This window comes from Candidatus Methylomirabilota bacterium (assembly GCA_035764725.1).
Lineage (GTDB): Bacteria > Methylomirabilota > Methylomirabilia > Rokubacteriales > CSP1-6 > DASRWT01.
On record DASTYT010000094.1, the window covers coordinates 35,036 to 49,963 of the forward strand.

Annotated in this window: 16 protein-coding genes; 7 read left to right on the forward strand and 9 right to left on the reverse strand. The window is 70.0% G+C overall.

What is annotated here, in order from left to right:
• The first annotated feature begins 6 nt into the window (after positions 1 to 6).
• Positions 7 to 1,212 carry a flavodoxin-dependent (E)-4-hydroxy-3-methylbut-2-enyl-diphosphate synthase gene (gene ispG, locus VFX14_14485; protein HEU5190888.1) on the forward strand — a complete coding sequence of 402 codons (1,206 nt, stop codon included), beginning with the start codon at positions 7 to 9 and terminating at the stop codon, positions 1,210 to 1,212.
• A 16-nt stretch (positions 1,213 to 1,228) separates the two neighbouring features.
• Here ispG and VFX14_14490 read toward each other — a convergent pair whose 3' ends face one another.
• Both VFX14_14490 and VFX14_14495 read right to left on the reverse strand, forming a co-directional pair.
• Entirely contained in the window at positions 1,229 to 1,582 is a 354-nt protein-coding gene (locus tag VFX14_14490) for a nuclear transport factor 2 family protein (protein ID HEU5190889.1), read from the reverse strand.
• Positions 1,579 to 2,064, reverse strand: a complete 486-nt coding sequence (locus VFX14_14495) for an ASCH domain-containing protein (protein ID HEU5190890.1) — start codon at positions 2,062 to 2,064, stop codon at positions 1,579 to 1,581. The genes VFX14_14490 and VFX14_14495 overlap by 4 nt, the downstream gene beginning before the upstream one ends.
• 49 nt (positions 2,065 to 2,113) lie before the next feature.
• Here VFX14_14495 and VFX14_14500 point away from each other — a divergent pair, with 49 nt between their 5' ends.
• From VFX14_14500 to VFX14_14520, 5 genes are all read left to right on the forward strand, one after another.
• Complete coding sequence (locus tag VFX14_14500) at positions 2,114 to 2,929, forward strand: creatininase family protein (protein HEU5190891.1); 816 nt, start codon at positions 2,114 to 2,116, stop codon at positions 2,927 to 2,929.
• The gene (locus VFX14_14505; protein ID HEU5190892.1) at positions 2,916 to 3,680 is read left to right on the forward strand and encodes an SDR family NAD(P)-dependent oxidoreductase; all 765 of its coding nucleotides are present in this window, start codon (positions 2,916 to 2,918) and stop codon (positions 3,678 to 3,680) included. The genes VFX14_14500 and VFX14_14505 overlap by 14 nt, the downstream gene beginning before the upstream one ends.
• Positions 3,681 to 3,767: 87 nt before the next feature.
• Positions 3,768 to 5,162, forward strand: coding sequence for a magnesium chelatase (locus VFX14_14510; protein ID HEU5190893.1), 1,395 nt, complete (start codon positions 3,768 to 3,770; stop codon positions 5,160 to 5,162).
• Between the two features lie 9 nt (positions 5,163 to 5,171).
• Positions 5,172 to 6,995, forward strand: a complete 1,824-nt coding sequence (locus tag VFX14_14515) for a VWA domain-containing protein (protein HEU5190894.1) — start codon at positions 5,172 to 5,174, stop codon at positions 6,993 to 6,995.
• 36 nt (positions 6,996 to 7,031) lie between these two features.
• Positions 7,032 to 7,178, forward strand: a complete 147-nt coding sequence (locus tag VFX14_14520; protein ID HEU5190895.1) for a hypothetical protein — start codon at positions 7,032 to 7,034, stop codon at positions 7,176 to 7,178.
• An 8-nt stretch (positions 7,179 to 7,186) separates the two neighbouring features.
• Here VFX14_14520 and VFX14_14525 read toward each other — a convergent pair whose 3' ends face one another.
• Both VFX14_14525 and VFX14_14530 read right to left on the reverse strand, forming a co-directional pair.
• Complete coding sequence (locus VFX14_14525; GenBank protein HEU5190896.1) at positions 7,187 to 8,755, reverse strand: hypothetical protein; 1,569 nt, start codon at positions 8,753 to 8,755, stop codon at positions 7,187 to 7,189.
• Positions 8,756 to 8,804: 49 nt separating this feature from the next.
• Positions 8,805 to 8,981 carry a hypothetical protein gene (locus tag VFX14_14530; protein ID HEU5190897.1) on the reverse strand — a complete coding sequence of 59 codons (177 nt, stop codon included), beginning with the start codon at positions 8,979 to 8,981 and terminating at the stop codon, positions 8,805 to 8,807.
• 376 nt (positions 8,982 to 9,357) lie between these two features.
• On the opposite strand from VFX14_14530, the gene VFX14_14535 reads away from it, so the two are divergent.
• Complete coding sequence (locus VFX14_14535; protein HEU5190898.1) at positions 9,358 to 9,900, forward strand: hypothetical protein; 543 nt, start codon at positions 9,358 to 9,360, stop codon at positions 9,898 to 9,900.
• Here VFX14_14535 and VFX14_14540 read toward each other — a convergent pair.
• The 5 genes from VFX14_14540 to VFX14_14560 are packed head-to-tail and all read right to left on the reverse strand — an operon-like array spanning position 9,879 to position 14,862.
• Positions 9,879 to 11,201, reverse strand: a complete 1,323-nt coding sequence (locus VFX14_14540; protein HEU5190899.1) for a glycosyltransferase family 87 protein — start codon at positions 11,199 to 11,201, stop codon at positions 9,879 to 9,881. The genes VFX14_14535 and VFX14_14540 overlap by 22 nt on opposite strands.
• Positions 11,198 to 11,920 carry a retroviral-like aspartic protease family protein gene (locus VFX14_14545; protein ID HEU5190900.1) on the reverse strand — a complete coding sequence of 241 codons (723 nt, stop codon included), beginning with the start codon at positions 11,918 to 11,920 and terminating at the stop codon, positions 11,198 to 11,200. Before VFX14_14545 ends, VFX14_14540 begins: the two co-directional genes overlap by 4 nt.
• Complete coding sequence (locus VFX14_14550; protein HEU5190901.1) at positions 11,913 to 12,917, reverse strand: DUF362 domain-containing protein; 1,005 nt, start codon at positions 12,915 to 12,917, stop codon at positions 11,913 to 11,915. Before VFX14_14550 ends, VFX14_14545 begins: the two co-directional genes overlap by 8 nt.
• Before the next feature lie 8 nt (positions 12,918 to 12,925).
• Positions 12,926 to 13,843, reverse strand: a complete 918-nt coding sequence (locus VFX14_14555) for a prenyltransferase/squalene oxidase repeat-containing protein (protein ID HEU5190902.1) — start codon at positions 13,841 to 13,843, stop codon at positions 12,926 to 12,928.
• The gene (locus VFX14_14560) at positions 13,813 to 14,862 is read right to left on the reverse strand and encodes a hypothetical protein (GenBank protein ID HEU5190903.1); all 1,050 of its coding nucleotides are present in this window, start codon (positions 14,860 to 14,862) and stop codon (positions 13,813 to 13,815) included. Before VFX14_14560 ends, VFX14_14555 begins: the two co-directional genes overlap by 31 nt.
• Positions 14,863 to 14,928 lie beyond the last annotated feature (66 nt).

Here is a 14,928-nt window from a genome sequence, read left to right on the forward strand (position 1 = left end):
GTCGACATGAGCGCTCCCGAGCGGCGAAAGACCGTGGCGGTGGACGTGGGCGGAGTCACCGTCGGTGGCCGCCGGCCCGTCGTCGTGCAGTCGATGACCAACACCGATACCGCCGACGTGGCGGCCACGGTGGCCCAGGTCAACGCCCTCCATGCTACGGGCAGCGAGCTCGTGCGGGTGACCGTCAACACCGACGCGGCTGCGCGCGCCGTCCCCGAGATCGTCAAGCAGGTCACGGTGCCGGTGATCGGCGACTTCCACTACAACGGCCACGTGCTCCTGACCAAGTACCCCGCGTGCGCGAAGGCCCTCGCGAAGTACCGGATCAATCCCGGAAACGTGGGCGGCAAGCACCACGACGACAACTTCCGCGCCATCGTCCAGGTCGCGATCGACAACGGCAAGCCGGTGCGAATCGGCGTCAACTGGGGCAGCCTCGACCAGAACCTCCTCACCCAGATGATGGACGAGAACGCCCAGAGCGCCCAGCCGCTCGACGCGCGCGACGTCACCATGAACGCCATGGTGGAGAGCGCGATCCAGTCCGCGGAGTTGGCCGAGGAGACCGGCCTCGGCCACGACCGCATCATCCTCTCCGCGAAGGTGTCGGGCGTCCAGGACCTCGTCGACGTGTACCGCAAGCTCGCGCCCCGCTCGGACTACCCGCTGCATCTTGGCCTCACCGAGGCGGGCATGGGCGCGAAGGGCATCGTGGCGAGCACCGCGGGCCTGGCCATCCTGCTGCAGGAGGGCATCGGCGATACGATTCGCGTGTCGCTCACGCCCAAGCCCAACGGCGACCGCACGGAAGAAGTGCAGGTCGCGCAGCTCATCCTCCAGTCGCTCGGGCTGCGGAGCTTCCTGCCGCTGGTCACCGCCTGCCCCGGCTGTGGGCGCACGACCTCGACATTCTTCCAGGAGATGGCCGAGGAGATCCAGACCTACATCCGCGACCAGATGCCCGCCTGGAAGAACCGCTATGCCGGCGTGGAGGAGCTCAAGGTCGCGGTGATGGGCTGCGTGGTGAACGGGCCGGGCGAGTCCAAGCACGCCGACATCGGCATCTCGCTGCCCGGCACCTTCGAGGAGCCGAAGGCGCCGGTGTTCGTGGACGGCGCGCTCAAGCTCACCCTCAAGGGCGACACCATCGTCGCCGACTTCCTGAAGATCCTCGACGATTACGTCGAGAAGCGGTACCGCGCGCGCGTCTAGCCGGCGCGCCCGCCCCTCACGCCTTCACTTCCATCAGGTAGGACGTGAGGTGGCGTATCTTCGCCGTCCGCATCACGAACACGTCGCAGAAGACCAGATTCAGCGTCCCGCCGTCCTTCCGGGCGCTGCGCACGGTGCCTTCCGCGACCACGACGTCACCTTCCTCGACCATTCGCTTGACGCGGATGGTGGGGTGCCCCACGAAGGCGTCGTTCTCGATCTCCCGGTCGAAGGCGGCCTTCCCGACCGCGTGAAACGCGCCGGGGACGAGCCACTCGACGTCGTCGGTGAGGCAGGCCAGGATCTCCGCGTGATCCGTCCGCGCGAACGCGTCCATGTACGTCTGCACGGTGTGCTTGTTCTCGCTCATGATGGTCCTCGGTCCGGCGTCGGGTACACCACCACGAACTGCTCGCACACGACCGGCATGTCCAGCGCCGGCTCCCGGCCGAGCCGCTGGCATTCGCGCGAGAAGAAACGCCAGTGCGCGTCCTTCCACCAGCGCAGGGATCGGTCGCCCTCCCCTTCTCGCGCGGCGAAGCTCTCGCTGACCGCGTCGAACGGAACGATGTCCACCTGCGTGGTGCGGATCACGCACCGGGGCGTGCCGCTCCAGTCGGTCACGACGCTGAGCGCCCCGCCCGTGGGAAGAGGCTTGCCGGTGCACTCGTTGGTCCACAGCAATCCCGCCGTCGCGCGCTTCTGCCCCGAGAGGACGAGCGCCACGAGCGCGTTGGCGGTGCGCTCGTTGTCGTCGAAGTGGAACGCCTCGTAGAAGAGCGGCCGGGCGTCGTACGCGATCGACGCCTGGAACCGCTGCCAGAATGGCCGGACACGCTCCGGAATCTCCATCGAGGAAGAGGATAACCACGGAGCGGTCGCGGCACTATAGAATCGCTTCGTGACCGCGCCGGCCCGGCCCCGCCTCGTCCGCCTCGCCGAGTGCACGTGGCCCGAGGCCCGCGCGCTGGCGCGCGATCGGCGCAGCGTGGTGCTCCTCCCGCTGGGCGCGGTGGAGCAGCACGGCCCGCATCTGCCGCTTCTCGTTGACTGGCTCGGCGCGGAGGAGCTGGCGCGGCGGCTCGCGCCGCATCTCGCGCGCGCGGGCTGGCGGCCGGTGCTGGCGCCCGCCCTGCCCTACGGGGCGAGCCCCCTCGCCGAGCGCTGGCCCGGCACGGTCTCGCTCCGCGGCCGTACGCTGACAGGCGCCATCGTGGACATCGTGCGCGGCCTCGCGCGCCACGGCTTCCGCCGATTCGTCCTCACCAACTATCAGGCCGATCCCGAGCACGTGCGCGCGATCGCGGCGGCGCGGCGCGCGCTGCGGCGCCCACGCCTCACCGTGCTGGTCGCCGGCTTCTCCTCTGAGCCCGAGGAGCAGGCGCTGATGCTGACGCCGCGGGTCCTCCGCCTCCTGCGAAGCCCGCGGCCGGAGCGCGAGTGGCATTCGGGCGAGATGGAGACGGCGCTGGTGCTCGACGCGCGGCCGGCGCTGGTGCGCCGGGCGATCGCGCGGCGGCTGCCTCCCCGATGGGTTGACTTTCGCGCTGCGCTCGCCCGCGGGGCGCGGCGCTTCGAGCAGATGGACCCCGGTGGACGGGGCTATTTCGGCTGGCCCGCGGCGGCGCGGGCGGCCACCGCGCGCCGGGTGATGGCGCTGCGGGCGCGGCTCATGGCGGCACGGATCACGGAGGCGCTCCAGCATGCCGGGCGTTGAGGGTCGGATCGCGGTGGTGACGGGCGGAGCGAACGGACTCGGCCGCGAGATCGCACGCGTGCTGGCGCGGGCGGGGGCCAGGGTCGCGGTGGGCGACCTCGAGGCGGACGGCGTGGAGCGCACCGCCGCGGCGATCCGGCAGGACGGCGGGGAGGCCGTCGCCGTCGCCGGCGATCTCACCGAGGAGGGCCCGGCCGCGCGTCTCATCGAGGCCGCGATGGCGCGATGGGGCCGGCTCGACATCCTCGTCAATAACGTGGGCGGGAGCCGGAACGCCAAGATCTGGGAGATGCCGGTGGCGGACTGGGACTTCGTCCTGCGCCTGAATCTCCGCAGCACGTTCCTCTGCACGCGCGCGGCCGCCCCACACATGATGCGGCAGCGCTATGGCCGCATCGTCTGCATGTCCTCGGGCGCCCGCGAGGGCACGCCGTGGACCGCATACTATCAGGGCGGCGCTGCCTACTCCGCCTCCAAGGCCGGCGTCCATGGCTTCGTGCGAGACGTCGCGCTCGAGCTCGCCGAGCACGGCGTCAACGTGAACGCCGTCGCGCCCGGCCCCATCGACACCGAGCGCGCCGGCCCGAACCTCCGTCGTCTCGACGCGACGGTGGAGTTCAGCCCCTCGCGGATGACGCCGCTCCACCGCATCGGTGAGCCCATCGAGGTGGCCCACGCCGTCCTTTTCCTCGGCTCCGAGGAGGCCAGCTACATCACCGGCCACACCCTGGCCGTCGCGGGCGGGCGCTGAGACGCGCGCAGGGGCCCGGATGAGTTGACACGTTCCGGCCCCGGCCGCATAGTGACGGCAGCCTCGTCGTCATCTCAAGGAGCCCTCATGGCCAACGCCCACACCGTCGGAGAGCTGAAGCGCGCCGGCTACACCCCGAAGACCGTCAAGCAGGAGCTGCGCGACAACCTGATGGCGCGGCTGCGGACCGGCCAGCCGATCTTCCCGGGCATCATCGGGTATGAGGAGACGGTGCTCCCGCAGATCGAGAACGCGATCCTCTCCGGACAGGACATCGTCTTCCTCGGCGAGCGCGGCCAGGCCAAGACGCGCATGGCGCGCCTGCTCGTGGAATTGCTCGACGCCGAGGTGCCCGCCCTCGCCGGCTGCGAGACCAACGACGATCCGTTCGCGCCCATCTCCGCGGCGGGCCGCGCCCTCCTCGCCGAGAAGGGCGACGCCGCCCCCATCGCGTGGATTCCCCGCGACCGGCGCTACGGCGAGAAGCTCGCCACGCCCGACATCACCATCGCCGACCTCATCGGCGAGGTGGACCCGATCAAGGTCGCGGAGGGCCGCTACCTCGCCGACGAGCTGACCATCCACTACGGCCTGCTGCCCCGGACCAATCGCGGCATCTTTGCGATCAACGAATTGCCGGACCTCGCCGAACGCATCCAGGTCGGCCTCCTCAACATCATGGAGGAGCGCGACGTCCAGATCCGCGGCTACAAGGTGCGGCTGGCCCTGGATCTCTTCGTGGTGGCGAGCGCGAACCCCGAGGACTACACGAACCGCGGCCGCATCATCACCCCGCTCAAGGACCGCTTCGGCTCCCAGATCCGCACGCACTACCCGCGCAAGCTCGAGGACGAGATCGCCATCATGGACGCGGAGCGGACGGAGTTCCCCGCCGCCGGCTTCGCCCTGCGGGCCCCCGAATACATGAAGCAGATCGTGGCCGAGCTGACCCATCTCGCGCGGAAGTCATCCGAGATCAGCCAGCGCTCGGGGGTGTCGGTGCGGGTGACCATCTGCAACTACGAGAATCTCCTGTCGAACGCGCTCAAGCGCGCCATCCGCCTCGGCGAGACGCAGGTCGCTCCTCGGGTGACCGACCTCAGCGCCATCGTCGCCTCCACCAGCGGCAAGATCGAGCTGGAGTCCGTGGGCGATGGCGCCGAGGACAAGATCCTCGCCAAGCTCGCCCAGCGCGCCGTGCTCAACGTGTTCAACCGCTCGTTCACCGGCGGCGAGCTCGACGACGTGGTGTCCGCGTTCCAGGGGGGCCTCCGCTTCGAGGCCTCCGACGACATGCCCTCCGCAGAGTACGTGCGCCAGATCGGCGAGGTGCGGCCGCTCCACGCCGCCGCCAAGAAGCTCGGCGCGGGCGACCCGCCGGGTGTGGCCTCCGCGGTGGAGTTCGTGCTCGAGGGCCTGCACCTCTCGCGCAAGCTCAACAAGGACGTGCACGCGGGCCGCTATCGCTACCGGGGCCAGTAGGAGGCCACCGTGCTCTATCGCTACTCGCGCTGGGACGGCTCGCAGGACGTCCCCGATCCCGACGCCGACGACCTCCTCGAGGCGATGTCCGACGACCTCATGTCGGACGGCGACCTCTGGAGCGCCCTGCGCCGCCTCTTCCAGCAGGGCGCGCCCATGCCGCAGGGCGGCCGCATGCCCGGCCTCCAGGACATGGTGAATCAGCTCCGCAAGCGGCGGCAGCAGCAGCTCGAGCGGTACGATCTCGGCTCCGCCCTGGAGGACATCAAGAAGAAGCTCGACGAGATCATGAAGACCGAGCGCGAGGGCATCGAGCGCCGGCGGGCAGACGCGCGGGAGCGGCGCGAAAAGGGCGAGATCACGCCGGAGCAGCAGGGCCAGCTCGAGCAGATGGCCGCGCAACGCCGGCAGAGCCTCGACGCGATGCCCAAGGAGCCGGCCGGACGCATCCGGGGCTTCCAGAGCTACGAGTTCATGGATCCCGACGCCCACCGCATGTTCTGGGAGCTCATGCAGTCGCTCCAGCAGCAGATGCTCCAGCCCTTCATGCAGGGCCTCCAGCGCTCGATGCAGAACATGACGCCCGAGGACATGGCGCGGATGCGCGAGATGCTCCGCGACCTCAACCGCATGCTCCGCGAGCGCGCCGACGGCAACGAGCCCGACTTCCAGGCATTCAAGGACAAATGGGGGCCGCATTTCCCCGGCGTGGAGAGCCTGGACCAGCTCCTCGAGCAGCTCGGCAACCAGGCCGCCCAGCTCCAGTCGCTCATGGACAGCATGTCCCCCGCCCAGCGCCGCCAGCTCCAGGACATGATGCAGTCGCTGTTCATGAAGGACGAGCGCCTCGAGGCCGAGATGGCCCAGCTCGCCATGAATCTGGCGGAGCTGATGCCGATCGACGAGATGGCGCGGCGCTACGACTTCCACGGCGACCGGGAGGTCACGCTCCGCGAGGCGATGAAGCTGATAGAAGAGCTCCAGAAGATGGACGAGCTGGAGCGGCAGCTCCGCCGCGTCCGCGATCCCAAGGACCTGGAAGGGCTCGACCCTGCCGAGGTGGAGCGCCTGCTCGGAGAGAAGGCCGCCCGCGAGCTGGAAAAGCTCCAGGAGCTGACCAAGAAGCTGGAGGAAGCCGGCTATCTCGAGCGCGAAGGTGACAAGCTCGAGCTGACCGCCCGGGCGCTCCGGAAGATCGGCGACAAGGCGCTGCGCGACATCTTCGCGCACCTGAAGCGTGACCGCTTCGGCCGCCATGCGGTGGAGCGGCGCGGCGCGGGTGGCGACCGCACCGACGACGCCAAGCGCTACGAGTTCGGCGATCCGTTCCTTCTCGACCTCAAGGAAACGCTGATGAACGCGCTGGAGCGGCAGGGCCCGGGCACGCCGGTGCGCCTGACCCCCGACGACTTCGAGGTGTTCCGCACCGAGCTCTCGACCCAGGCCGCCACCGTGGTCATGCTCGACATGAGCCGCTCCATGATCTTTAACGGCTGCTTCCTCGCCGCCAAGAAGGTCACGCTCGCGCTGAACGCGCTCATCCGCGGCCAGTTCCCGCGGGATCAGCTCCACATCGTGGGCTTCTCGCTCTACGCGCGCGAGTTCCGCGCCGAGCAGCTCCCAGGGCTGCACTCCAGCGAGTGGAGTGTGGGCACCAACATGCACGCGGGCTTCCAGCTCGCGCGGCGGCTCCTGGGCCGGCAGAAGGGCGGCAACAAGCAGATCATCATGGTGACGGACGGCGAGCCCACCGCGCACATGGAGGGCCTCGAGGCGGAGTTCGCGTACCCGCCCACGCGCCGCACCATCCAGGAGACGCTCAAGGAAGTGTAGCGCTGCACCCGCGAGGGCATCACCATCAACACCTTCATGCTCGAGCGCAGCGAGATGCTGATGGCCTTCGTGGAGCAGATGGCGCGCATCAACCGCGGCCGGGCCTTCTTCGCCACGCCGGAGCGCCTGGGCGAGTACGTGCTGGTCGACTACGTGGGGTCCAAGCGGCGCAAGACCGCCTGATCGCGCCCCTACGGCACGCAGAGGCCTGCGCCGTCGTACGGGACCGACGGCGGCGGAGTCGACCGGAGCCGGTCGAGGTAGGGCAGGTCGGCCCGCGCGAACAGGGCGGCCATCTGGTCCTCGTAGATCAGGGTCCAGCCCGGCTTGAGGCGGAGCAGATTGTCCGCAGGCTGGAAGCGGCGCACCAGGGCGAGCTGGGTGTCGTACTCGCGCAGCAGTGCGGCCCAGTCGCCCTGGCCGAACTTGAAGTCGAGGTACTGGTTGTACAAGTCCTCGCCGTAGGCTGTCTCACGGCGCCCGTCCATCGAGATCTTGAAGGTCGGGGTCACGTGGTACATGGCGTAGAGTCCCCAGTCGAACTCGATGGCGAGATTGCCGCTGACCCCGCTCGCACGAAGTAGGCCGAGCGCCCGTACGGGCTGGCCGAGGGCCGACGGGGGGTCGATGACGATGCAGCCAAAGCGCGGCGCCGCCATCACGACGAAGAGGACGGCTCCTACCGTTGCGGCGGCGACGAGGACCCGGTTCGCCGTGACCGAGGGCGCGGGAATCCGCCGCGTGTAGGCTTCCGCCAATTGCGCCCACGCATCCCCGATATGCTCGCCTGCGAGCACGGCGATCGCCAGCGCGGCGAGGGGCACGTGCCGCCACGCGTTCAGCGGGAGCAGAACACAGACCCCCAATACCCCAAGGAGAGCAAAGCTCCGAGGCCGTCGGCTGAAGTACCATCCCAGGGCCGCGGCCGTCACGAAGGCCAGGTAGGTAACGCCCTGGCCGGTGCCGAGGAGCAATGGCTGCCACTCGCTGATCTCGAGACGCGGCACCGTCGCCGTGCGCCAGAGGAATGGCAGGAGACGGAATCCCCAGGGGTTGAGCCCAGTGGCGAGCCCGCAGGCCAGCAGAATCGGGATGACCGTCCACATCGACAAGCCCGAGGGAGGCCCGAGCATCCCCCTCCCGACCCGGCGGCGGACGAGCTCGAGTCCCGTCCAGATTCCCAGTATGGCAAGGCCGGCGAGAAACCCCGGATGGAGGTTCGCCCAGAGCGCGAAGAGCGCCGGAGCAGCGTAAAGCCATCGCGCGTTGCCTCGATCCATCGCGCGGAGGAGAAGGAGGACGACGAGGAAGAACGAGTAGGTGACAAGATGAGGCCGGATGGTGATGAGGAAGGGCACGAAGAAATGGATGACCGCCAGCACGATGATGCCGGCCCGCTCGGCGGGCACGCCCTGGCGGCAGAGCACGCGGTAGACGACACCGAGCAGGATGAGCCCCACCGAGACTTTGAGCGCAACAATTCCGGGGGGCCCGGCCATGGCGAAGAGCCGGTAGAGGCCGAGCTCGAACAGCCACTCGAAGTTGATCCACTCGTGGCCCGCCGTGACGTAGGAGAAGGGATCGGCCTGCCGGATCCGGCCCGTCTCGTAGTACAGGCGGCCGATGGCGAGGTGCCCCCAGATGTCGGGATCGGCGAGGGTGTGAGCGAATCGATACAGGCCAAGGCCCATCACGAGGGCGATCACCGCGAGCGAGGCCGGGGCTGGGCGCTCCCCGTCTCGCGCCGGGCCGTCGGTCACCGCGAAGGGCCCGTTGCCATCAGTGACGGGAAGGATCGAGATTCGAGCCCTACATATTGGATTTCTGCGACGACCTCCCGAACGAGCCGCGGTACAGGAAGAACCCGCCCGCGATAAGGATGACCGCGATCAACCACGAGCCCATGGGCTGCCACGCGTTGGTCAAGGCGGGCACGATGATGAAGATGATGCCGACCAGTATCGCGATCACGCCAACGACCTTCATGTTGCTCCTCCCGCTCATGGTGAGCTGCGCCGACCGGCGTCCAGGCCCCCATCGACCTGCGGCCGGGATTCCACCGAGATACTTCTAGCACGCGACTCGTGAAGTCCATTGGTGTTTTCGGCGCCCCGGGCACCGGGCGACCAGAAAATTGGGCTGTCCCGAACCGCCGTGCGATCATCCGCCCGTGGCACGATGGCGGCTCGCAGCACGGACGGCGGCGGGGCTCGCGCTCCTCGCCTCGGCACTGGCCCTCCAGGCTTGCGGCGCCCGGACCGCCCCGCCGCGACCGCCCGAGCCCCCGCGACCCGCCGAAGCGCCGAAACCGGCGGAGGCGCGACCGACGCCCCCGGTTCAGCCGGTCACTGGCTCCGCCGCCATGAAGCTGCTCGGCGCCGTCCAGAAGCCGCCGCTCTGGCGCCCCGGCGACCGATGGATCTACGGGGTGCTCATCGGCACCGAGCAAGGCACCAAGACCGTCGAGGTCGTCGAGGTGCGGGACATCGGCAACGCGCCGTTCTACGTGCTCCGGGTCGGTGAGCTCGAGCACTTCTACACGACCCAGCTCCACTGGGCCGGACACGCGCGCGACCGGAAGATCGAGAGCCGTATCAACCCTCCCCTGCCATGGTTCTCCTGGCCGCTCGAGCCGGGACGACGATGGACGTACCGCGGGACCCTCCAAGATTCGACGGCGAGCGTCCAGCGCGAAGACACCTTCCTCGTCCTCGGCGCCGAGGTCATCGAGGTGCCGGCCGGGCGCTTCAACACGGTCAAGGTGCTGCACGAGAGCGACAAGGGCGACCGGAACGAGTACTGGTACGCCCCCGACGTCCGCTCCTACGTCAAGTGGGTCTGGCACCGGGGCACGTCCAGCAGCGAAGAGCTGCTCCGCGAGTTTCACGCCGCGTCCCGGAGCTGACGTCGCTCCCGGGCGACGAGGGCGCCGACGCGGCCGCCGGCCAGGCGCCAGTCCGCGATCAACGCCGCCCAGAGCGCCAGCGTCGCCCAGAAGTACGCGGAGCCGGTCAGCGCGGTCGCCCAGGGGTTGGGCTGGAACGCCACCGTGGCGGGTAGGGGCCAGAGGAGCCCTGGCACCGCGACGAGGAGCAGCGCCCGGCGCCAGCGGGCCGTGCTCGAAAGGGTCGTCCCCTGCGCGAGGGGATTCCACGCGGCGACGAGCGCCACCATCGGACCGAGCGCGAGCCACCAGTAGTAGGTCCAGCCGAGCGGCGAGATGAGAAGCGCCGCGAAGAGGAGCACCGCGAAGCCCCGATCGACCGTGCGGGCGCTCGAGTCGGTGGCGGCAATGGTGAGACTCACGACTCCGACGGCCGCGGACAGGAGGAGCCAGATCGGCCCGATGAGACCCGGCGCGTCGAACAAGGGCGCGTAGTACGCGCTGGGCGCGAGCACGCGCTTGAGGAAGCCGAGCAGGGACGCGTTCATGGCGACCCACTCCCACGTCACCGCGGAGAGCCCGGCGATCCAGGATCGATGGGCGTCCCACCCGAAGATCCCGAGCCCCAGCAAGAACGCGCCCGCGGCCGCGCCGAGCGTCGCGCCGAGCGCGTCGAGCCGCCGGCGCAGCACGAGATAGGGCAGGAAGATGCCAAGGAAGGGCTTCACGCTCATCACGAGGCCGAGGTAGACGCCGGCCTCGGCCCAGCTCCCTCGCCGCGCGCGAATCCACGCCAGTGTCATGGGAAGGAGCAGGACGAAGGAGACCTGCCCGGTCACCGCCACCGCGCCGAACCCCGCGAAGCTCAGCAGGCCCAGGACGACGAGCCGCCGGCGCCACGGCGTGAGCACCACGCCGGCTTCACGCGCGATCAGGTGGAGCGACAGGCCGAGACAGGCCAGGCTCACGATGCCCCAGACCACGAGCGCCCAGCGCCCGGGGAGCGGCGCCAGCGGCAGCAGGATCAGGTGGAAATGGGGCGGATTGAGGTTCAGGAACTGGATGTAGTGGAGGATGTCGCCGCTCATCCCGCGCACCGGACTCAGCGTGGCCGGCCCCAGGTCGTACATGTCCCGACCGGCGAGGTAGGCCCGGGCGGATGCGTGGAGCTTCCCGAAATCGCTCCGGACGAGTCCCCGCTCCATCACCAGGACGAGCGCCGCGTTCCAGCCCAGGAGCGCGAGACAGGCGAGGGTGACGGCCGTGCGGCCGAGGGCCGAGAGCGCTCGCGGGTGTGCCTCGCCGACGGGGCTGCCTGTCATCGCGGCTGCAGCCGGAGCGCTCCCTCGCGCGGATCCAGGGTGAAGGTGTAGCGGGTCAGGAAGGAGTTGCCGAGCAGGCCGTTCAGGCCGGTGGGCAGCCCGACGACGACCGCGCGGATCCCGCGCGCCTCGACCTCGCCGACCTGGAGCGAAGTCAGGGTGACGATGGGGCCCCGCGTGCGCCCGGCGATCCCCTGCACCTCGACCACGGGCGTGTCGGGCCCGATGTCCAGCCCGGCGAGGCGGGCCACCGCGGGCGAAATGAGGGTCACGCTCGCGCCCGTGTCGAGCAGGAGCGGGCCGGTCCAGGACCCGTTGATGACGACCTCGGTGAGCCAGCCGCCGGGAACCTTGGTCAGGGCGATGACCGTCTCCTCGGACCGCCGCGGTCTGGGCGGCGCCCCGAGGGCGCCGATGGCGCGGAGCCCCTCCCGCGCCGCCGTCGCCACCGCGGGCGGTGGATTCAGGCGCAGGGCCGTCTCGTAGGCAACCGTGGCTTCCTGGAAGCGCCCTAGCTTGGTGAGGGCGGCGCCGCGATGGTAGTGGAGCAGCGGGTCACTGGGTGTGCGGGCCACCGCCTGGCTGAAGAGGCGCTCGGCCTCGGCATATTCGCCCCGCTGATACGCGGCCTTGCCCGCCTCGTTGAGATCGCCCGGACCCGCCCCCAGGAGCGCGACGAGGGGCAGGAGCACGAGGAGGCGCGCTGGGGCCCTACCCACCGCCGACTCCCCTGACGCTCTCAAAGCGAGGAATCACGCGGAACTCCTTTCGCAGCGACTCGAGGGACTCGCCGATCTGCGCGATCCGCTCGTGCTCCGCGTTCCCGAGAAACCGAGCCGCGTGCTCGAGGTAGGTGATCTTCCGCGGCTCGATGCTCATGAGGCGCGCCGCCGTCGCGTCGACCGCCACGAGATCGTCGCCGAAGATGAGCGCGCCGCACGGCTTGGGGTCGCCCTGGATCGGGCCGTTGCCCTCCATGCCGACGATGCCGTCGACGATGGCGAACTGGGGAGCGGGCAGCGAGCTGTTGATGTCGACGACGCTCTCGTGGATGCCCGCCCAGTGCAGGACGTTCTTCGGCCAACCGTAAACCATGCCCGGCACGACCCCGAACATGTTCTTGAGCGAGAGCGTCACCCCGGCCCAGTGGTGGGTCTTCAACTTGGGCATGGACACGATCAGGTCCGCGCCGAGTATGGTCTCGGGCAGGTGGAGCCGACCGAGCTCGGTGAAGCGGCTGCGCAGCGTCACCGATCGCACGTCGTCGTAGTTGAGGTCGATGTAGCGCGCGCCCAGATCGGTGAGCGTGCGGAAGAGCCCGGAGGCGGCCACCAGATGCTCGGTGTCACGTCGGTGGCCCGGGCCCTCGGCGACCACCACGTCGCGCGCGCCCAGGCGGCGGAAGGCCTCCACCGCGGCCGCGATGACGGCCGGATGCGTATTGATCACGCCCGCCGGGTCGAACTCGACGAGGTTCGGCTTGAGCACCACCTTCCGTCCGGCGACGGCAACGGGAAAATGTCGTATGCCCTGGAGCACCACGTCGGTCAGCGGCACCGTGTAGTCGCGGGCGGGCAGGATGGCGACTCGCGAGCGGTCGGCCTTTCGATACGCGGCGCGATCCCAGCTCGGCGTTCGCCCGCAGCCGGCGGCCAGCGGCACCGCACCGGCAACCGGCACCGCAACGGCCGCACCCAGGAAGCCACGGCGTGTCATCGGCGTCCTCATAGGCCGAACACGGCCTCGGGGGCGCCCGACGCGACGAGCGCGAGCGCCAGGGTCCGTGTGGAGCCGAGAAAGCCGGTCCGCGCATAGCTGGCCGCGAGTCGCCCGCGCTCCGCGGCCGTCTGCCGACCATGCACGGCGAGATACGCGATTGCCCAGCTCAGGCCGAACCCGGAATCGACCTCCGCGAGCATGCGGCGCATCGCCTCGCTGCTCGCGCGATGGGCGGGCGTGTCGCGCCGGTCCTGGAGACCGATCAGGGCGATCGCGGTGACTTCCGGGTACGGTGGGACGCTCACGCCGTACACGTTCGTGTTCCCATAGTTCCAGCCCCCGCCCTCGCACACGCGGTCGAAGAGCATCGACTCGCCTTCGCGGATGCGGGCGTCCACGTCGGGCCCCGAGAGCACGGCGCGTCCCTTCTTGAGCGCCAGCAGGGCGTAGGCGGTGGGCTCCACCCAGCTGAAGGCTTCGGGATTCCACGACCAGCCCTTGAGTGTGGGATCCATCCGGACGGGCAGCGCGGCGGGCCAGAGGCGATAGAGCGCGCGGATGAGCCAGCCGGGATCGATCCCGCCATGCCCGACCAGCCAGCGGAGCCCCCCGGCGGCCTGCTCACGCGTCTCGGGCGGGCCCAGCAACGCGAGCACCGCCAGGGGCGTCGGCCAGGTGCTCTGATCCTGGCCGACCCCGAGGGGCCAGCCCCCGTCCGGGCGCTGATGGCCGACCAGCCAGTCGCGGCCCCGACGCAGCGCCGAGGCCGCCGCGGAGTCGGAGGTCTTCGCGAGCGCCAGGACCGCGAGCGCCGTGGCCTCGGTGTTGCTGCGCTTGCCGGGCTCGGCGCCCCATCCGCCGTCCGCGTCCTGCGCGGCGAGGAGCGCCGCGGTCAGCGGAGGTCGATCTTTCGCTCGGTCCACGTGATGCCTTCGGGAATGCGGAACTTCGTCACGGTCTCGGCGCTCTCGCTCCGTCCCGAGAACCAGTCGTCCTGCTCCCAGAGAATGCCCTGCGGCAGGAGCACCTTCGCCATGACGGCGCGGCCCGAGCCCTGGAGCGGCACGGGCTTGAGCATGTGCGGGATCAGGGTACCGCCGATGTTGAGATACAGGATCGGCTGCGCGGCGCCCGCGGGCTGGGGCGTGCGATAGCGCAGGACGAACGTGTAGACTCCCGGCCGGAGATTGCGAAGATAGTAGACCTCGGGGCGCCCGCCGCCCGGTGACGGCCCACCGCTCTTCAGCACGAGCGGCTGAGTCGGAACGTCCACCCTCGCGGACATGCCTCGCCAGGTGCCGGTGATCTCGACCTGGTCGCCGGCATGGAGCGGCGGCCAATCGACGACGAGGATGCCCATGGATCCCGTCGGCGCTTCCGCGTAGACCGTGACCGCTTCGCTCCGTTGCTTGGTCCCGTCCGCGGCCGCGCCCTCGGCCCAGATCTTCAGCGTGGGATCCGTGGCGGGCGCGATGTGACGGAATCGCCCGTCGCGAACCGGCACCACCGTCTCGCGACCGTTCACGACGACCGACACGCTCCCGATGGACTTGTCCTCCGCCCTTCCCTCGACCACCACGAACGGCGGGTCGTCGGGGGAGAGTCTCGAGCCATCCGCGGGGCTGAGCAGGACGATGCGGCCCTTCGGCGCCGGCGGTACGTACTCTACGGTCACCGAGTCCTCTGTCTCGGCTCGGTCGGGCCCCGACGCCACCACGCGCACGCGATTCAACCCGGGTGTCAGCGTCACCGAGGCGGAGAAGCTCCGCTCCTCCACCGTCACGGGTTGCGGGCTGCCATTGACGTAGAGCGTGAACCGCTCCGGCGCTGGCCCGATGATGCGCCCCGCCATCGGCTCGACGGCACGGTCGGTGACGCGGTGGCGCGCGCCGTGGAACTGCACGATGGCGCGGGCGAGGCCGATCCCCACGGGCGAGCCCACCGGCGCGCTCGGCGCCGGGCGCTGAGCCGATTGCTCGCCCGTTTCAGCGGACTGGGGTCTTCCGGC

Coding starts and splice junctions, on each gene's coding strand:
- VFX14_14535 (HEU5190898.1), top strand. CDS start 9,358: ATGAAGCTGCTCGGCGCCGTCCAGAAGCCGCCGCTCTGGCGCCCCGGC.
- VFX14_14495 (HEU5190890.1), bottom strand. CDS start 2,064: ATGGAGATTCCGGAGCGTGTCCGGCCATTCTGGCAGCGGTTCCAGGCG.
- VFX14_14540 (HEU5190899.1), bottom strand. CDS start 11,201: ATGACAGGCAGCCCCGTCGGCGAGGCACACCCGCGAGCGCTCTCGGCC.
- VFX14_14520 (HEU5190895.1), top strand. CDS start 7,032: ATGCTCGAGCGCAGCGAGATGCTGATGGCCTTCGTGGAGCAGATGGCG.
- VFX14_14510 (HEU5190893.1), top strand. CDS start 3,768: ATGGCCAACGCCCACACCGTCGGAGAGCTGAAGCGCGCCGGCTACACC.
- ispG (HEU5190888.1), top strand. CDS start 7: ATGAGCGCTCCCGAGCGGCGAAAGACCGTGGCGGTGGACGTGGGCGGA.
- VFX14_14490 (HEU5190889.1), bottom strand. CDS start 1,582: ATGAGCGAGAACAAGCACACCGTGCAGACGTACATGGACGCGTTCGCG.
- VFX14_14505 (HEU5190892.1), top strand. CDS start 2,916: ATGCCGGGCGTTGAGGGTCGGATCGCGGTGGTGACGGGCGGAGCGAAC.
- VFX14_14530 (HEU5190897.1), bottom strand. CDS start 8,981: ATGAAGGTCGTTGGCGTGATCGCGATACTGGTCGGCATCATCTTCATC.
- VFX14_14550 (HEU5190901.1), bottom strand. CDS start 12,917: ATGACACGCCGTGGCTTCCTGGGTGCGGCCGTTGCGGTGCCGGTTGCC.